Source organism: Streptomyces sp. NPDC040432 (assembly GCF_055595445.1).
The window spans coordinates 23,371-38,523 of sequence record NZ_JBVIVP010000027.1; the positions used below are offsets into that span (position 1 = coordinate 23,371).

Here is a 15,153-nt window from a genome sequence, read left to right on the forward strand (position 1 = left end):
GATCGGGGCTGCGGAGGGTCGGGAGTCGCGGGAGGCTCGTCAGAGGCTGCGGGCGGTGATGTCGCCGTACGAGGTCGTCGCGTGGATGGTCAGCTCGGCGGTGCCGTCCGTGTTCCTCAGGGTGTTGCGGACCCGGCCGTGGGCGGTGCCGGCGTCCATGGAGGCGGAGACTCCGGGGGCGGCGGCGATCGACAGGTCTCCGGCCTCGGTGCGCAGCGCGACCGTGCCGCTCGCTGCTTCGGCGACCCGGACGTCGCCCTTCTGCGTGCGGATGTCGGCGGGGCCGCCCAGTCGGCCGACCGTGATGTCCCCGGCGAGCAGGGTGAGGCGGGCGCTCGCGGTCTCGTCGAGCTGGATGGAGCCCTGGGCGCCCTCGAAGGTGACGTCGCCGAGCCGCCCGATGCCCCGGAACTCGGCGGCGGCCGTCCTGGCCTCGACGCGGGAGCCGGCCGGCAGGTGGACGACCACGTCGACGGAGCCGGAGTTGCCCCGGATCCGGCTCTTCGGGGCCGGGGCCGCGATCCGCAGGACGCCGTCCCCGTACTCGACGGTGATCTGCTTCGCGGCGTCGACGTCGCGGCTCCTGGAGTCGTCCGCGGGCAGGACCTCGACCGTGGTGTCGGCGCGGTCGGCGGCGACGAGCCGGATGCGTCCGGCGGGGATGTCGAGGACGGCGGAGACGGTGGTGGGGGTGGGGAACTTCTGCATGATGGCTTCCTTCGCCTTGTTGTTTCCGATGAACGAAAAGCTACGTTGCCTTTATGAACTCAGCAACTAGTTCGTTGCACGTGATTGCCATTCATGCAGCTCAAAGATAGTTAATTGTTGCAATGGTCGATCGAAGCAACGCAACAAGGCGATGGCGTTCGTTGCATTGATATGGAGTGAAGGCTCAGCTCGGCTCAGTTCAGCTCGGCTCGGCTCGGCTCCGGCGGGCCGGTGGCCGGGCCGCGGCCGGCCCTCACCCGTCGGGTCGGTGGCCGGCCGCGGCTCCACGGGTCAGCCGAGCACCGCGACGGCTTCGACCTCCACCAGGTGCTCGGGTACGTCCAGGGCCGCGACGCCCAGCAGGGTGGCCGGCGCGGCCGGGGTGACACCCGACTTCGCGGACGCCCGCGCGATCCCCTCCAGGAGTTGGGGCATTTTGTCGGGGGTCCAGTCGACGACGTGGACGTTCAGTTTCGCCACGTCGGTCCGGCGATGAAGACCAGCTGCGTTCCCGTCGCGATCGACACCTGCCGGTAGACGTCGATCTCCGGCAGTCCCTCGGGGTTCAGCAGTGTGACGGCCATCCGGCCCGCCTCCTTCTCACGTGAGCCCACGGGCTCCCCGCAGCCGCCGGACGGGGCGTCCAGCGGTCTCTTGCGGTTACTGGGGAACCGTAGGAGAGTGACGGCTGACGTGGAAGAACGCACTTTTCAGTGACTGGGGTACCTCATGGTGACCAAGCAGTACACGGGCTCGCCCGACGAAGCGGATCTGCGGCGCGCGGACTCCCTGGCGCGCGAGATCTTCTCGGACGTGGCCAACAAGTGGGCCCTCCTGATCATCGAGGCCCTGGGCGGGGGAACCCTGCGCTTCGGTGAACTGCGGGACGGGGTCGAGGGCATCAGCCACAAGATGCTCACCCAGAACCTGCGCATGCTGGAGCGGTACGGCCTGGTCGAACGGACCGTGCACCCCGTCGTGCCGCCGCGGGTCGAATACACCCTCACCGAGCCGGGACAGGCCCTGCGCGTGACGATCGACGGTTTGTGCGACTGGACCCACCGGTACCTGGGCCACATCGACGCCTCCCGCCACCGCTTCGACAGCTGACGGGGACGACCGCCGAAAACCGCCGAAAAAAAGATGCGGCGGTGATGTCGAGAACCCGTGGCCCGCTCCGTCCCCGTGGTGAACGCGACCACAATGGGTCGCACCAGTGAGGAGAAATACGATGGCCAAGTACTTGCTGCTCAAGCACTACCGCGGCGCACCGGCTCCGGCCAACGACGTCCCGATGGACCGGTGGACGCCGGAGGAGATCTCCGCCCACGTGCAGTACATGAACGACTTCGCGGGCCGCCTGGAGAAGACCGGCGAGTTCGTCGACGGCCAGGCGCTCGCCCCCGAGGGGGCGTGGGTCCGCTACGACGGCGAGGGGCGCCCGCCCGTCACCGACGGACCGTTCGCCGAGACCAAGGACCTCATCGCCGGCTGGATGATCATCGACGTCGACAGCTACGAGCGGGCCGTCGAGCTGGCCGGGGAGCTGTCGGCCGCGCCGGGAGCCGGCGGCAAGCCGATCCACGAGTGGCTGGAGGTGCGCCCGTTCCTCACCGCGCCGCCCACCATCACGGAGTGACGCGGCCGATGGACGAGGTCCTGCTCAGGCGCCTCACACCGAGCGTGCTCACCGTCCTCGTCGGCCGCGGGGCCGACTTCGCGGCGGCCGAGGACGCCGTGCAGGACGCGTTGGTCGAGGCGGTCCGGGTGTGGCCGGTCGACCCGCCGCGGGACGCGAAGGGCTGGCTGGTCACCGTCGCCTGGCGCAAGTTCCTCGACGCGACGCGCGCCGACGTCTCCCGTCGCAGGCGCGAGGATCGCGTCGAGGAGGAGCCCACGCCGGGGCCGGCGACCGCGGCGGACGACACGCTCCGGCTCTACTTCCTGTGCGCGCACCCGTCGCTGACGCCGGCGTCCGCGGTCGCGCTCACCCTGCGCGCCGTCGGCGGGCTCACCACCCGTCAGATCGCCCGGGCCTACCTGGTGCCCGAGGCGACGATGGCGCAGCGCATCAGTCGGGCGAAGCGGACCGTCTCCGGCGTGCGGCTGGACCGGCCCGGCGATGTCGCCACCGTGCTGCGCGTCCTCTACCTGGTGTTCAACGAGGGTTATTCGGGCGACGTCGACCTCGCCGCCGAGGCCATCCGGCTGACCCGACAGCTCGCGGCGGCCGTCGACCACCCCGAGGCGTCGGGGCTGCTCGCCCTCATGCTGCTCCACCACGCCCGGCGGGCCGCCCGGACCGCGCCCGACGGCAGCCTCGTGCCGCTCGCCGAGCAGGATCGCGGCCGGTGGGACACCGTGTTGATCACGGAGGGCATCGGGATCCTCCGGGCGGCCCTCGCCCGCGACCGGCTGGGCGAGTTCCAGGCGCAGGCCGCCATCGCGGCGCTCCACGCGGACGCGCCCACCGCCGAGGAGACCGACTGGGTGCAGATCGTCGAGTGGTACGACGAGCTCGCGCGTCTCACCGACAGCCCGGTCGTACGGCTGAACCGCGCGGTCGCCGTCGGGGAGGCCGACGGACCGCGCGCGGGCCTGGCCGCGCTCGCGGCGCTCGACTCCTCGCTGCCCCGGTACGTGGCGGTGGCGGCGTACCTCCACGAGCGCGACGGCGACCTCGCGACGGCGGCCCGGCTGTACGCCGAGGCGGCCCACAAGGCAGCCGACCTCGCGGAGCGCGACCACCTGACGCGCCGGGCCGCCCGGCTCAACGTCCTGCGCGGTCGGTGAGGACGGGGCGCGGTCACCCTCGCTGTCGATGCCGCTTCGTGTACGACCAGGTCACCGCCGTCATCAGGGGCGGGATGGCGAACAGCGGGGCGAAGACGACGGCCCGGCCGGTCGGGCCGGGGGCCTGGGTGGTCACGTCAGGATTTCGACGTACCCGTCCGTTCCGTGCACCCGGATCCGCTGCCCGTCCCGGATCAGGCGCGTGGCTCCTGCCACCCCCACGACCGCCGGCAGGCCGTACTCCCGGGCGATCACCGCGCCGTGGGTCATCAGGCCGCCCACCTCCGTCACCAGGCCGGCGATCCCGACGAACAGCGGCGACCAACTCGGGTCCGTGAACGTGGTCACCAGGATGTCGCCCGCTTCGAGATCGGCCTCCGCCATGTCGAGGATGACGCGGGCCCGTCCCTCGACGGTCCCGGCGGACACCGGTACGCCGATCAGGGCGCCGGCCGGTGCGTCGTCGCGCCGGTAGGCACCGGAGAGGGCCTCGCCGTCCGAGGTGAGCACCCGGGGCGGTGTGAGCGCGTGGTACGACCGGAACGCCTCCTTGCGCTCCCGGATCAGCAGGTCGTCGACCCGGTGCGAGCGCGCGACGTCGTGGAGTTCCTGGAAGGTGAGGTAGAAGGCGTCCTCCGGCTCCTGGAGCACGCCGGCCCGTACGAGGCGCTCGGCCTCCCCCAGCAGGGCCTGCTTGTAGAGGAAGTAGCGGCTGACGATCCCGTACTTCGGGTACTCCCGGTATCCGATGAAGGTTCTGACCCGGTCGATCATCCGCTCGGTCTCGTCGGCCTTGCGGTCCCCGTCGGGGAGGGCTCGCAGGCGTTCCAGCACGTCCTGTGCCTTCTGCCGCGCCTTGTGTCGTCCTTCCTCGAAGCGACGTCCGGCGGCGCCCGGCTCGAAGTTCCTGACGTTGTCGAGGATCGCGGGGACGATCGTGGAGGGCCGCTCGCGCCATCGCGGCCGGGTGATGTCGATCTCTCCGACGCAGCGCATGCCGTACCGGTCGAGGTACGCCTCGATGGCGTCGCGCGCCTCGGCTCCGCCCGCGAGTTTCGCGAGCCCGTCCAGGAACTCGTCGTCCTCGACGCCTTCCAGGAACGTCACGACGGCCGGGTGCGGGCGGATCGCGTCGGCGACGTCGAGCAGCGCCAGTCCCATCTCCGACGTGATGTTGTCGGGGGCGGACAGGGTGAGGGTGTCCGCCGCGTTCTTCTCGCCCAGCCACTCCCGCAGCTTGTCGTTGAGCCACCACGTGGCGTCCATCCCGGCCATGACCGCCTGGAGGTTCAGCGGATCGCCGAGGACGCGTTTGTGCTCCTCGAACGCCTCGATCAGGAAGTCGAACAGCGCCGGTCCGGTCTGCGTCCGGATGTCGCGTTCCAGGGCGGCGATGGACACCCGGCTGCGTTCGATCAGCCCGGTGACGATGGCCGGATCGGTCTCGATCGGGGCGGGCGCCCGGCCGGCCGGTGGCCCGCCGGGACTCGCGTCCGGGAGCGACGGGACGAAGTCGTCGCGGTCGAGCACGGTTTCCAGGGCGTCCCTGATGAGCGGATCGCCCTTGCCCATGAGGTCCAGGAGGCCGGCGCGGCTCGTGGGCGAGGACAGGCCCCGGGTGACGTCGACGAACAGCCGGCCGCCGGCCGCGTGCATCGGAACCATGGCCGTGAGCTGCCACATGGACAGGCCCAGGGGCTTCATGGGGTCGGTCATCATCTGCCCGTGGCCGACGGAGACGTAGACGCGGTTGTCGTCGTCGTGGCGGGGGCCGTCGGCGGTGGTCCCGGGGACGGGGAACAGCGTCGTGATCGGGCGGCTCTGAACGATCCGGAAGGCGTCGTCGCCGGGGGCGTCGACCAGGCACCATTCGATGTCCTGCGGGCGGCCGAAGTGGGCTTCGATCCGGCGCCCGAGCCGCACGAGCCGTACGACCTGTTCGTCCGTCAGCGCCGGCTCCTCCTGCCGCCGCGGGTCGATCGTCACTTCCCTCGTGCCGCCGCCCGGCAGGGCGTGGACGGCACGCCGTTTGGCGGCGATCGCCCTGGCGACGACCTCGCCGTCCCGGACCGTGAAGACGTCCGGGTTCACCAGGCCCGAGACCAGGGTCTCGCCCAGACCCGGGCCGGCGTCCACGGTGGCGGACTTCCGGTCGCCCGTGACGGGGTCGGCCGTGAACAGGACGCCGGCCGCGTGCGGGAGGACCATCCGCTGCACGACCACGGCCATGTCGACCGTACGGTCGTCGATGCCGTTGCGGCGGCGGTAGGTGACGGCCCGCTCGGTGAAGAGCGAGGCCCAGCACCGGCTGACGTGCCGCAGGATCTCGGCCGGCCCCACGACGTTGAGGTAGGTGTCCTGCTGGCCCGCGAACGAGGCCGTCGGCAGGTCCTCGGCCGTCGCGCTGGACCGGACGGCGTAGGCGGCGTCCTCGCCGAACCGGGCGAGCGCACCGGTGATCCGCGCCGCGAGGTCGGAAGGAACGGCGACGTCCTCGATGGTGCGGCGGATCTCCGCAGCGAGCGTGCGGATCCCCTCCCGGTCGTCCGGGTCCAGGCGGGACAGCCGATCGAACCGGTCGTCGATCGACGGCGCCTGCGCCATGATCCGCCGGAAGGCGTGCGTCGACACGCAGAAGCCGTCCGGCACGCGGATGCCTTCGATCCGCGACAGGGCGCCCAGGTGCGCGCCCTTGCCGCCGACGACCGCGACCCACGACTCGTCGACTTCGTGGAGGTCCCACACGTACTGCTCGCTCATCGCGGTCCCTCCGGGGCGACAACCGCGCCGCATCCCTCGTACGTCGACAGCAACACACGCACTCGTACCCTCATTTCCGCAGGTGGTGGCTTCGGCCGACGATTCTCCGCCACCACCGGGGCCTTGCCGCAAGCCCCCCGGTGCGCTATATGTTGGAGGGGCGGGGAGAGCTGGATCTTCCTGCCTTTGTTGTGCCCCGTCCCCTTTCGGCGCGGCGGGACGTCAGTCCCGGTCCGTGGTGGACAGCGCCCCGGCGATCATGCGAGTGGCGAAGTCCGGGTCGTCGGTGATCCGGTTGATGTGCTCCGCGAGGAGGAAGGCAGTGGCCTCCAGCGGGTTCATCTCGTCCTGGGTCCACTCCCCGTGCTGCCGGCGCCACAGGTTGGGGCTCAGGTCGGTACCCGCGGCGATGACCAGGCCGGCCATGGTCGGAATGGTCTCCGGGCGGACGCTCCTGGGCATCGCGCGCAGCGAGGCGACCAGGTTCGGCACCACGTACGCGATGACGTCCTTGTCCTGGGCCTCGTGGGCCCGGCGCAGCCACGTCATGAACATGTGGATGAGCGTGCACGCGCCGTCCAGGAGGTCGCGGACCCCCTCGGCGTCCATGGATGCGGCGAGTTGGTCGATCAGCGCGCGCTGTTCGGGGTCGGTCGCGGTCCTGCCGTCGTGGACGGCTCTGAGCCGCGAGTCGATCATCATGAGCGCCGCACCCACATCGCCGGGGGGAGCGTGCTCGGGGTCGCAGGGCGATGGCACAGGGTCCTCCTCGTGTGGCCGCTACCGGCACCACCTGGTCCGTACGTCGGGCCGCCGATCGGACGGCGTCCCGCGATCCCCGAGGGAATACCCCCTGGGGACCCCGTCGAGGCGCGGGGCCCGCGCGCGATAAATCCCTCGACTCGTCCGCACCGATCGGCGACGCTTCGGGCGATGACCAGAATCCACGACACACCGTCCGCGTGGGACGAGCGCACACAGCTCACCACGTTCCTCGACTACGCACGTGACACCGCCCGCGCCAAGTGCGCCGGCCTGTCCGCGGAGAACGCGCGCAAGGCGCTCCTGCCGGGCTCACCGCTGATGACCATGAGCGGTTTGATCAACCACCTCCGCTGGGTCGAGTACTACTGGTTCCAGGTGGTGTTCCTCGGCGAGGAGGACGAGGGCCCCTGGACGGAGGAGGATCCCGACCGCGAGATGCGCATCGCCGTCGACTTCCCGCTCCCGCAACTGCTCGACGAGTACGCCGCGCAGAGCGCCCGGTACCGCGAGTTGGTCGCCGGCAGCGGCCTGGACGACAAGGCCCGGCGGCCCGTCCGCAGCGGCCTCCACGTCGATCTGCGCTGGATCCTGCTGCACCTCACCGAGGAGACGGCCCGCCACAACGGCCACCTGGACATCCTGCGCGAGCTGCTGGACGGTACGACCGGCGACTAGGACCTGTCGTCAAAGTCCCGTCGTCGCCCGGAGGGCGGCCTCGCGGTGTCCGGTGCGTGCTCCCGGCGTGCCGGGCGGAAGTGTTCCGGCAACGCGGCGAGGTGCCGTGGCCGGCGTCGTGCGCCCGCCGGGGGTTGCGGGACAGCCCTTAGCCTCGGGGGGTGACCAGCAACGATCTCGGAGACTTCCTGCGCGCCCGGCGCGCCCGACTGCGGCCCGGTGAGGTCGGGCTGGCCTCCCACGGTGCCCGCCGGGTGGCGGGACTGCGGAGGGAGGAGGTCGCCGTCCTCGCCGGGATGAACAGCGACTACTACGCCCGTCTCGAACAGGGCCGCGAACGCAGCCCCTCCCCGCAGATCCTCGACTCCATCGGCAGCGCCCTGCGGATGGACGACGAGGCGCGGGAGCACCTGTTCCGGCTGGCGGGCACCGTACCGGACGGCGCACGGCCGCGACCCCGGGAGGCGGTCGGCTCCGCGCTGCGGCAGTTGCTGGACGGGCACGCGAACGCCCCGGCGTTCGTCCTGAACCCGGCCACCGACTTCCTGGCGTCGAACGCGGTGGCCGACGCGCTGTTCTCGCCGTTCGCAAGCGTCGACAACCTCGCACGGATGACGTTCCTCGACCCGGCCGCCCGGACCTTCTTCACCCGGTGGGAACGGGCTGCCGAGTCGGTCGTCGCCTCGTTGCGCCACGCCACGGGCCTCGACCCGCGCTACCGGCGCCTCCGCGACCTCGTGGGCTCCCTGATCGAGGAGAGCGGGGAGTTCGCCGCGCTGTGGTCCTCGCACACCGTGTACAGCAAGACCCGTGACCGCAAGGAGCTCCTGCATCCCGACGTCGGGCCGCTGTCGCTCACCTTCCAGGCCTTCGACGTGCGCGGGGCGCCGGGTCAGCAACTGGTGGTATACCAGGCCGCACCGGGCAGCCCCGACGCCCGGGCGCTCGCTCTGCTCGGGAGCCGGCACGCCACGCACCCCCGGGATTCGGCGGGCTGCGGGGCGGTGTCCCGGAGCGCGCCGTAACGGAGGGGGACGGTGTCCGGTCAGGCTGCGGGGGTGCGGAGCACGTACTCCCGCGAGGCCCGGACCTCGTCGCGCAGGGCCGGCAGGTCGACGTCGAGGACCTGGCCGTTCCACTTGCGTACGACACCGTTGATGAGGACGGCGCTGATGTTGCGGGCGTCGGAGCCCAGGACGACCGTGCCGATCGGGTCGTTGAGCGGCATGTTGTTGAGGTCCTCGACCCGGATGACCAGCAGGTCGGCCTTCTTGCCCGGCGTGAGGGAGCCGGTGACGTCCGCCAGGCCGTTGGTACGGGCGCCCTGGAGAGTGGCGAAGTCCAGGACGTCGTGGGTGGTGATGCGGGTCGGCCGGCGGTCGGTGCCGTGGACGGCGTTGACCGCGCGCATCCGCTGGATGGTGTGCAGCGCGCGCATCTGCGTGAACATGTCGCCGGCCAACGCCACCTCGACGTCGATGCTCAGCCCCGGGCGGACCCCGACCGACAGGGCCTCGTCGATCGCGGGGATCGCGGTCTCCAGACCGATCTGGGCGTCGGAGGTCGGGGCCAGCGCGATGGTCGTGCCGCTGTCCCCGATGGCCCGCCACGCGGACGGGGTCAGGCCGGTGGCGTGGATGAGGGTGAGGTCCGGGCCGAGGAGGCCGGCCTTCGCCCACTTCAGGACGGCCTCGGAGGAGGCGGTCCCGAAGACGGCGTCCACGCTCACTCCGATCCCCAATTCCTTTGCCTTGCGGGCGAGTTCGGGCCCGTAGGCGAGGGTGGGACCGGCTATCGCGTCGGTGGCCAGGGCTGCCAGGCGCAGGGTCAGGAGTTGGTCGTCGCAGGCGAAGTACCGTTCCTTGAGGCGGGCCAGGTCGCCGGGCCACTGCTCGTCCCAGTCCCCGAAGTGCGGTCCCATGGAGGCGTGCACGCCTCGGATACCGGTGTCGGCGAGGGCCTGGACGGCGGCGTCGGAGTGCTCGGGGGTGCGCGCGTTGTGGGAGAAGTCGAGCATGCAGGTGATGCCGCTGTCGATGGCCGTCAGTGCGGCCAGCCTGGTGCCGACGTACATGTCGTGGGGCCGGTAGACGGTGGCGTATCCGGCGAGGGTGGACATGACGTAGGCACCGAGGTCGTCGACGTCCGGCATGATCCGGCGCAGCTGGGTCTGCCAGGCGTGCCGGTGCGTGTCGACGAAGCCGGGGGCGAGGACGGTGCCGGTGGCGTCGACGACCACGGCGCCGTCCGGGCTCAGGTCCGGGCCGATCGCGGTGATGGTCTCGCCCTCGACGAGCAGGTCCGCGTCGTGCAGGACACCGAGGTCGGGGTCCATGGTGACGATGGTCGCGCCGGTGAGGAGGAGGCGCCGCTCGCGGTCGGCGGACCGGCGGCGGAGCTGTTCGAGTACGGCGGGGCTGGTGGTGTCGGGGGCGGTCAAGGGGATGTCCTGTCGTTCGTGCCGGGGCAGCCGGCCTGCGCGCCGACGTGTTCCTGCAGGGTGGGGGAAGCCCCCAGCCTCGGCCCGTCCCGGGGCGACAACCAGGCCGCCGTCCGCCCGGGTACGGCGCACCCAGGCTGCCGCGACCACGCGCCCACGCCCGCCCGGGACCCTGGCCGCGGAGGGGCTCGTGGCCAGGCACCGGCCACGGATGGGACAGTCGACCTCGACCACGAAGCCCGCAGCCGTCCGACACGGCTTCGGGCCGCACCGTAGCGACGGAGCCTCCATGCCGCAGACCCGCACGATCACCTTGCGTCCCCACCAGGAAGAAGCCGTCGAGGCGATCGTCCGGGGTCTGGACATTCCGCCGGGGAAGCGGATTCCGGAGGCGGGGCTGCGGGCGACGGTGGTGGCCGCGTGCGGGACGGGGAAGACGTTCATCGCCGCGGCCGCCGCGATGCGGCTGGCACGGCACGGGCGGGTGCTGGTGTTGCTGCCGACCTTGGACCTGCTGACCCAGACGGTGCGGGAGTGGCGGCTCGCCGGACACGACGGACCCGCCGTCGCGGTGTGCTCCCTGGAGAACGACCCGGCCCTGTCCGCCCTCCGGGTCCGCTCGACGACGTCGGCTCCGCAACTCGGGCTGTGGCACGGGCGGGGGCAGGTCACCGTCTACGCGACGTACGCGTCCCTCGGCGTCGTCGCCGAGGCGCACCGGGGCGGCTACGGGTTGCCGATGGACGTGTTCGACCTGGTGGTGGTGGACGAGGCGCACCGCACGTCGGGGTCGGCGGGGAAGGCGTGGGCGGACGTGCACCGGCAGGAGGTCGTCCCGGCCATGCGACGGCTGTACATGACCGCGACGCCTCGGGTCTGGGCCGAGCGCCCGCCCCGGAGCGGGCCGGAGCGGGAGTGGTACGAGGCGCAGCAGGAGGTGGTGGACGGGGAGACGGCCGGGCGGACCCGCAGGGTGTGGGACCGGCTGCCGAGGGAGTTGGCGTGCTCGATGGACGACGAGAGCGTGTTCGGGCCGGTCGTCCACGAGCTGTCGCTGGCATCGGCGATCTCGCGGAAGCTGCTGGCGAAGTACCAGGTCGTCGTGGTCGAGCTGACCGATCCCGAGGTCACGCCTGACCGGTTGGTGGGTGAGGGTCGCCACGAGGAGCGGCTGCGGGGTGCGCGGATCGCCGCCCTGCAGACCGCGCTGCTGGAGACGATGGCGACGCACGGGCTGAGGACGACGATCTCCTTCCATCACCGGACGGTCGAGGCACAGGCCTTCGCGGAGGGTTTGGGTCGGGTCGCGGCCCGGCTGCACGAGGTGGACCCCGTCCGGCACGGGGAGCGGGTGTGGTCGGGGTGGCTGTGCGGGGAGCACGGGAGCGAGCACCGGCAGGCCGTTCTCGGTGACTTCGGTCGGCGGGCCGGTCGGGCCGTGCTGGCGAACTGTCGGGTCCTCGGGGAAGGTGTCGACATCCGGGCGACCGACTCCGTCGCGCTGATCGACCCCAAGGGGTCCGCCGTCGAGATCGTGCAGGCGATCGGTCGGGCGTTGCGGCAGCAGCCCGGTGAGGGGAAGACCGCAACGTTGATCGTGCCGGTCTTCCTGGCCGCGGGGGAACGGCCGGAGGACATGCTGTCCTCCCGGTCCTACCGCCCGCTGATCCGGGTTCTGCAAGGCCTTCGGGCCCACGACGAACGCGCCGTGGAGATGCTCGCGGTTCCGCAGGAACCCCGCAGGCGCGTCGTACAGCCGTCGCTGCCGATCGGGTCGGCCCCCGCCGAGGGCGAGGACGAGGACCGGCTCCTGCTGCGTTTCGCCGTCCCCAGGGATCCGGCGCTGATCGCGAAGTGGATCACCTATCAGGTCATCAACACCGAGCGCGTCGACTGGCGGCGGGGTGCCGAGGCCGCGCACCGGTACCGCGAGCGGGAGCGGCACCTGGAGGTTCCGTACGAGCACGTGGAGGGCGCCTACCCGCTCGGGAGGTGGGTTTCCGATCAGCGGCGGGCGTACCGGGCCGGGGCGATGAGCGGTGGGCGGGCGGCCGAGTTGGAGGACCTGGGCATCGTCTGGGACACCGCGGACGCGGGCTTCGCGGAGAACCTCGCCGCCGCCCGCGCCTACTACGAGGTCCACGGCACCCTGGCCGCCCCGCGGCACGCCACCTCCCTCGACAGGCAGGTCGGGCAGTGGCTCACCAACGTCCGTCGGCCCGGCGGGCTCGGCAAGGATCCGGAGCGGGCCCGTCGGCGGGAGGCCGAGCTGGTCGCCGTCGATCCGGACTGGAACCCCGGCGGGCTGGGATGGACCGTCGACTGGCAACGCCACCACGCCTACCTGCGGCAGGCCCTGACGGCGGGAGCGCGGCTCGACGACATCGTGCCGGGGGTCACCCGGCACGGTGACGACATCGGACGGTGGCTCGCCACGCAGCGCCGTGACTGGAACCGGCTGACCGGGGAGCAGCGGCGCCGGCTCGGGGAGCTGGGGGTGAAGGCGACCGTACGGGCCCGTCGGAACCCCGCGGAGCCGGTGGCCGTCGCCGGCGGGGCGGCCTTCGGGAGGGGGCTCGAAGCCCTCGCGCAGTACGTGCGCAGGGAAGGGGGCGGCGTGCCCGGGCGCGCGCACGTCGAGCGCCTCCCCGACGGCGGCGAACACCGCACCGGGGTGTGGCTCATGAACCAGAAGGCGCGGCGGGACCGGCTGGACGCGGGCCGGCTCGCGGCGCTCGCCGAACTCGGCGTGCGGTGGGCCCGGTAGGGCGCGGGGACCGGCTCCGGGGGGGGGCGGGGAGTGGCGAGGGGCCGGGTCCGGACGACGGCGAAGCGCCGGGGCGGGGGACGGCGACGGGTCGGGGAACGGCGAAGGGCCGGGCCGGCAACCGTGTGGTTGCCGGCCCGGCCCTTCGACGCGCGGGTGGTGCTCCGTCAGATGCGGTGGGGGCCGCCGTAGTAGCCGCCCACCTGGCGGTGGTAGTCGTCGTTGCCGAGGTGCTTGTCCTTGTCGAACTCGGGAGCGTCCTTGATCTGCTCCTTGGTCCGGTCGACGTAGATCTTCTGCTCGTCCGGGTCGACACGGCTGACCGTGCCGGCGGGAAGCAGGACTTCCTTGCCGAAGATCCACGGCCCGGTGTCGACGACGAGGTACGCCGACCCGACGTCGTCGGAGTGCTTGTCGACCTTGCCGATGGAGCCGTCCGTGGCCTCGACCTTGTAGCCGGTCAGGTCCGTACCGGCCAGGTGACCGGACGTGTCGCGGTAACCCCATACGTTCTCAGTCATACGAACAACCCCTTCATTTGATTTCGACGGCTGCTTTCCCGGCCCTTTCGAAGGCGGGGGCGCAGTACCGTCAGGAATTCGCCTGCCCCGGAAATGTCGTCCGACACCCTCCGGGACGGCGTTTTCCGAATGTGCGGCGGGGACGGTTGCCGATCCTTTGGAGGCAACCGGTTCCCGAATGCGTCACGGCAACCGTCCCTCACGGGAGCGGCTACCCAAGAACCTCGGCCGTATTACCGATCCGCGCTACCAGCGGTACCAGCGGCCGCTGCCGCCCTTCGGGCGGGCGACGAACCCGACCAGCCACAGCACCAGTACGGCGATGGCGACCCACCAGAGGATCTTCACCGCGAATCCGGCGCCGAAGAGGATCAGGGCGAGCAGAAGAACAAGAAGCAGGGGAATCATGGTTATTACCTCCGAGGCTCCTTCTGTCCGCCGACCGTCCGAGCATGCGCGGGAAATTTACTTGTTTCTTATCGGTGCAGGCGGGAAGCAGAAAGGCCCCGTACGCGGCCGCCCGGCTACGTGTGGGGCGATTCGTCCTGGGCGGTGGACAGGCGGGGCTCGATGTCCGCGGCCCAGCAACGGGCCCATGCGCGGAGGGTGGTGATGGCGTCGTCGTCGAGGCCGTAGGCGGCGAATTCCTCGTCGTCGTACCAGTCGGCGCCCGTGAGGCGGGCGTGGAGGTCGTCGAGCCGGAACTCGTCGCGGCCGTGCCGGGCGCCGAGCCGTTCCAAGCCCGAGAAGGGGTGGTGCCGGTGGGCGGCGTGGACGTCGATGAGGTCGCGCACCGCTCCGCGGTCGGCCAGGGCCCGGACCTTGGTACCGATGACGTCGTCGAGCGCGAGGACCGGCCCGTACTCGGTGTCCTGCGGCGCGGACCAGAGGTTCTCCTTCAGGACGTCGACCTCGCAGCGCCCGCCGCCGCGGAGGTCGGTGACCATCATGCGGGCGGACAGCGGGTCCACGCCGATGACGTCCACGCCCCAGCCGCGCTTGGTGAGCTCGTGGACCAGGTCGGCGGCGATGTCGTCCATCGGGGCCGGGTTTTCGGTGGCGACGTCGAGGTCCTGGCTGAGGCGGTCGACGAGGCCGTGGGCCTGGACGGCATAGCCGCCGGTGATCACCAGGGGGTACGGGCTGCCGATGGCGATGACGTCGGCGAGGAGCCGGCGGTGGAGCGCGCTGAGGTTCACCCGGCGGGGCTCACGCGGCCGGGAAGGCCGCCCGGGGGGCGAGCCGCGGGAAGGCGTCCTCCCAGACCTGCCGGACGTGGCGGCTGATGAGGGTGCGCAGGACGGGCCACTGCTCGATCAGCAGGTGCTGGTCGAGGAGGCCGGTCAGGTCCTCGCGCAGGCCTTCCGCGAGGACGGTGCGGTAGAGGCTCATGCGCTGGCGCGGCCGGTCCAGGTCGTACGTGCGCAGCCCCGACCAGGCGATGTGCGGGGGCAACGCGACCGGTCCGCAGGTGGGGCCGGTCAGCTCGCCGAGGGAGGCGGGCAGCCGGTCGGCGTACCGGGTGCGCAGGACCTCGCCGGCCTTGGTCGGGGGGACGGGAGAGGAGAGCTGCTGCGCCATGGGGCCAGTATCGCGTGTCCCACCCGCCCCCGGCACCGCGGACGTGACGTCCCGCCCCGGAAGGCCCGCCGAACGGGGCCGTCCCCGGTGGAACGGATACGGCGGGCGTGGCGGGTGGGGCCGTCTCCCGTGGGGCGGTCGTG

Annotated in this window: 15 protein-coding genes and 1 pseudogene; 6 read left to right on the forward strand and 10 right to left on the reverse strand. The window is 71.9% G+C overall.

Annotated elements, in window-relative coordinates; translation table 11 throughout:
• Positions 1-39: 39 nt before the first annotated feature.
• Both ACZ58N_RS33805 and ACZ58N_RS33810 read right to left on the reverse strand, forming a co-directional pair.
• On the reverse strand, positions 40-708 hold the full coding sequence (locus ACZ58N_RS33805; RefSeq protein WP_471167871.1) for a DUF4097 family beta strand repeat-containing protein: 669 nt from the start codon (positions 706-708) through the stop codon (positions 40-42).
• A gap of 291 nt (positions 709-999) precedes the next feature.
• A pseudogene (locus ACZ58N_RS33810) lies at positions 1,000-1,292 on the reverse strand (RidA family protein).
• A gap of 145 nt (positions 1,293-1,437) precedes the next feature.
• On the opposite strand from ACZ58N_RS33810, the gene ACZ58N_RS33815 reads away from it, so the two are divergent.
• The 3 genes from ACZ58N_RS33815 (at position 1,438) to ACZ58N_RS33825 (ending at position 3,501) form a co-directional block, all read left to right on the forward strand.
• Positions 1,438-1,818, forward strand: a complete 381-nt coding sequence (locus tag ACZ58N_RS33815) for a winged helix-turn-helix transcriptional regulator (protein WP_471167874.1) — start codon at positions 1,438-1,440, stop codon at positions 1,816-1,818.
• Positions 1,819-1,939: 121 nt separating this feature from the next.
• On the forward strand, positions 1,940-2,347 hold the full coding sequence (locus ACZ58N_RS33820; protein ID WP_471167876.1) for a YciI family protein: 408 nt from the start codon (positions 1,940-1,942) through the stop codon (positions 2,345-2,347).
• A gap of 8 nt (positions 2,348-2,355) precedes the next feature.
• Positions 2,356-3,501, forward strand: coding sequence for an RNA polymerase sigma factor (locus ACZ58N_RS33825; RefSeq protein WP_471168062.1), 1,146 nt, complete (start codon positions 2,356-2,358; stop codon positions 3,499-3,501).
• Between the two features lie 13 nt (positions 3,502-3,514).
• Here the strand turns inward: ACZ58N_RS33825 and ACZ58N_RS33830 are convergent, their stop codons facing one another.
• The 3 genes from ACZ58N_RS33830 to ACZ58N_RS33840 all read right to left on the reverse strand — a co-directional run bounded on the left by ACZ58N_RS33830 (position 3,515) and on the right by ACZ58N_RS33840 (position 7,020).
• Positions 3,515-3,637, reverse strand: coding sequence for a hypothetical protein (locus tag ACZ58N_RS33830; RefSeq protein WP_471167878.1), 123 nt, complete (start codon positions 3,635-3,637; stop codon positions 3,515-3,517).
• Complete coding sequence (gene rph / locus ACZ58N_RS33835; protein WP_471167881.1) at positions 3,634-6,261, reverse strand: rifamycin-inactivating phosphotransferase; 2,628 nt, start codon at positions 6,259-6,261, stop codon at positions 3,634-3,636. Before rph ends, ACZ58N_RS33830 begins: the two co-directional genes overlap by 4 nt.
• Positions 6,262-6,483: 222 nt before the next feature.
• Positions 6,484-7,020: a hypothetical protein gene (locus tag ACZ58N_RS33840; protein WP_471167884.1), complete on the reverse strand. Its 537-nt coding sequence runs from the start codon at positions 7,018-7,020 to the stop codon at positions 6,484-6,486.
• A gap of 174 nt (positions 7,021-7,194) precedes the next feature.
• Here ACZ58N_RS33840 and ACZ58N_RS33845 point away from each other — a divergent pair, with 174 nt between their 5' ends.
• Both ACZ58N_RS33845 and ACZ58N_RS33850 read left to right on the forward strand, forming a co-directional pair.
• The gene (locus ACZ58N_RS33845; RefSeq protein WP_471167886.1) at positions 7,195-7,701 is read left to right on the forward strand and encodes a DinB family protein; all 507 of its coding nucleotides are present in this window, start codon (positions 7,195-7,197) and stop codon (positions 7,699-7,701) included.
• A 161-nt stretch (positions 7,702-7,862) separates the two neighbouring features.
• Positions 7,863-8,726 carry a helix-turn-helix transcriptional regulator gene (locus ACZ58N_RS33850; RefSeq protein WP_471167889.1) on the forward strand — a complete coding sequence of 288 codons (864 nt, stop codon included), beginning with the start codon at positions 7,863-7,865 and terminating at the stop codon, positions 8,724-8,726.
• Positions 8,727-8,746: 20 nt separating this feature from the next.
• On the opposite strand, the gene ACZ58N_RS33855 is transcribed toward ACZ58N_RS33850, so the two are convergent.
• Entirely contained in the window at positions 8,747-10,141 is a 1,395-nt protein-coding gene (locus ACZ58N_RS33855) for an amidohydrolase family protein (RefSeq protein ID WP_471167892.1), read from the reverse strand.
• 289 nt (positions 10,142-10,430) lie between these two features.
• On the opposite strand from ACZ58N_RS33855, the gene ACZ58N_RS33860 reads away from it, so the two are divergent.
• Positions 10,431-12,908 carry a helicase associated domain-containing protein gene (locus ACZ58N_RS33860; RefSeq protein WP_471167895.1) on the forward strand — a complete coding sequence of 826 codons (2,478 nt, stop codon included), beginning with the start codon at positions 10,431-10,433 and terminating at the stop codon, positions 12,906-12,908.
• A 167-nt stretch (positions 12,909-13,075) separates the two neighbouring features.
• On the opposite strand, the gene ACZ58N_RS33865 is transcribed toward ACZ58N_RS33860, so the two are convergent.
• From ACZ58N_RS33865 to ACZ58N_RS33880, 4 genes are all read right to left on the reverse strand, one after another.
• Complete coding sequence (locus ACZ58N_RS33865; protein ID WP_471167898.1) at positions 13,076-13,429, reverse strand: PRC-barrel domain-containing protein; 354 nt, start codon at positions 13,427-13,429, stop codon at positions 13,076-13,078.
• Positions 13,430-13,675: 246 nt separating this feature from the next.
• The gene (locus ACZ58N_RS33870) at positions 13,676-13,837 is read right to left on the reverse strand and encodes a hydrophobic protein (protein ID WP_389705459.1); all 162 of its coding nucleotides are present in this window, start codon (positions 13,835-13,837) and stop codon (positions 13,676-13,678) included.
• Between the two features lie 116 nt (positions 13,838-13,953).
• Entirely contained in the window at positions 13,954-14,628 is a 675-nt protein-coding gene (locus tag ACZ58N_RS33875) for a nucleotidyl transferase AbiEii/AbiGii toxin family protein (protein ID WP_471167901.1), read from the reverse strand.
• A 10-nt stretch (positions 14,629-14,638) separates the two neighbouring features.
• Positions 14,639-15,010, reverse strand: coding sequence for a hypothetical protein (locus ACZ58N_RS33880; protein ID WP_471167903.1), 372 nt, complete (start codon positions 15,008-15,010; stop codon positions 14,639-14,641).
• Between the last annotated feature and the right edge of the window lie 143 nt (positions 15,011-15,153).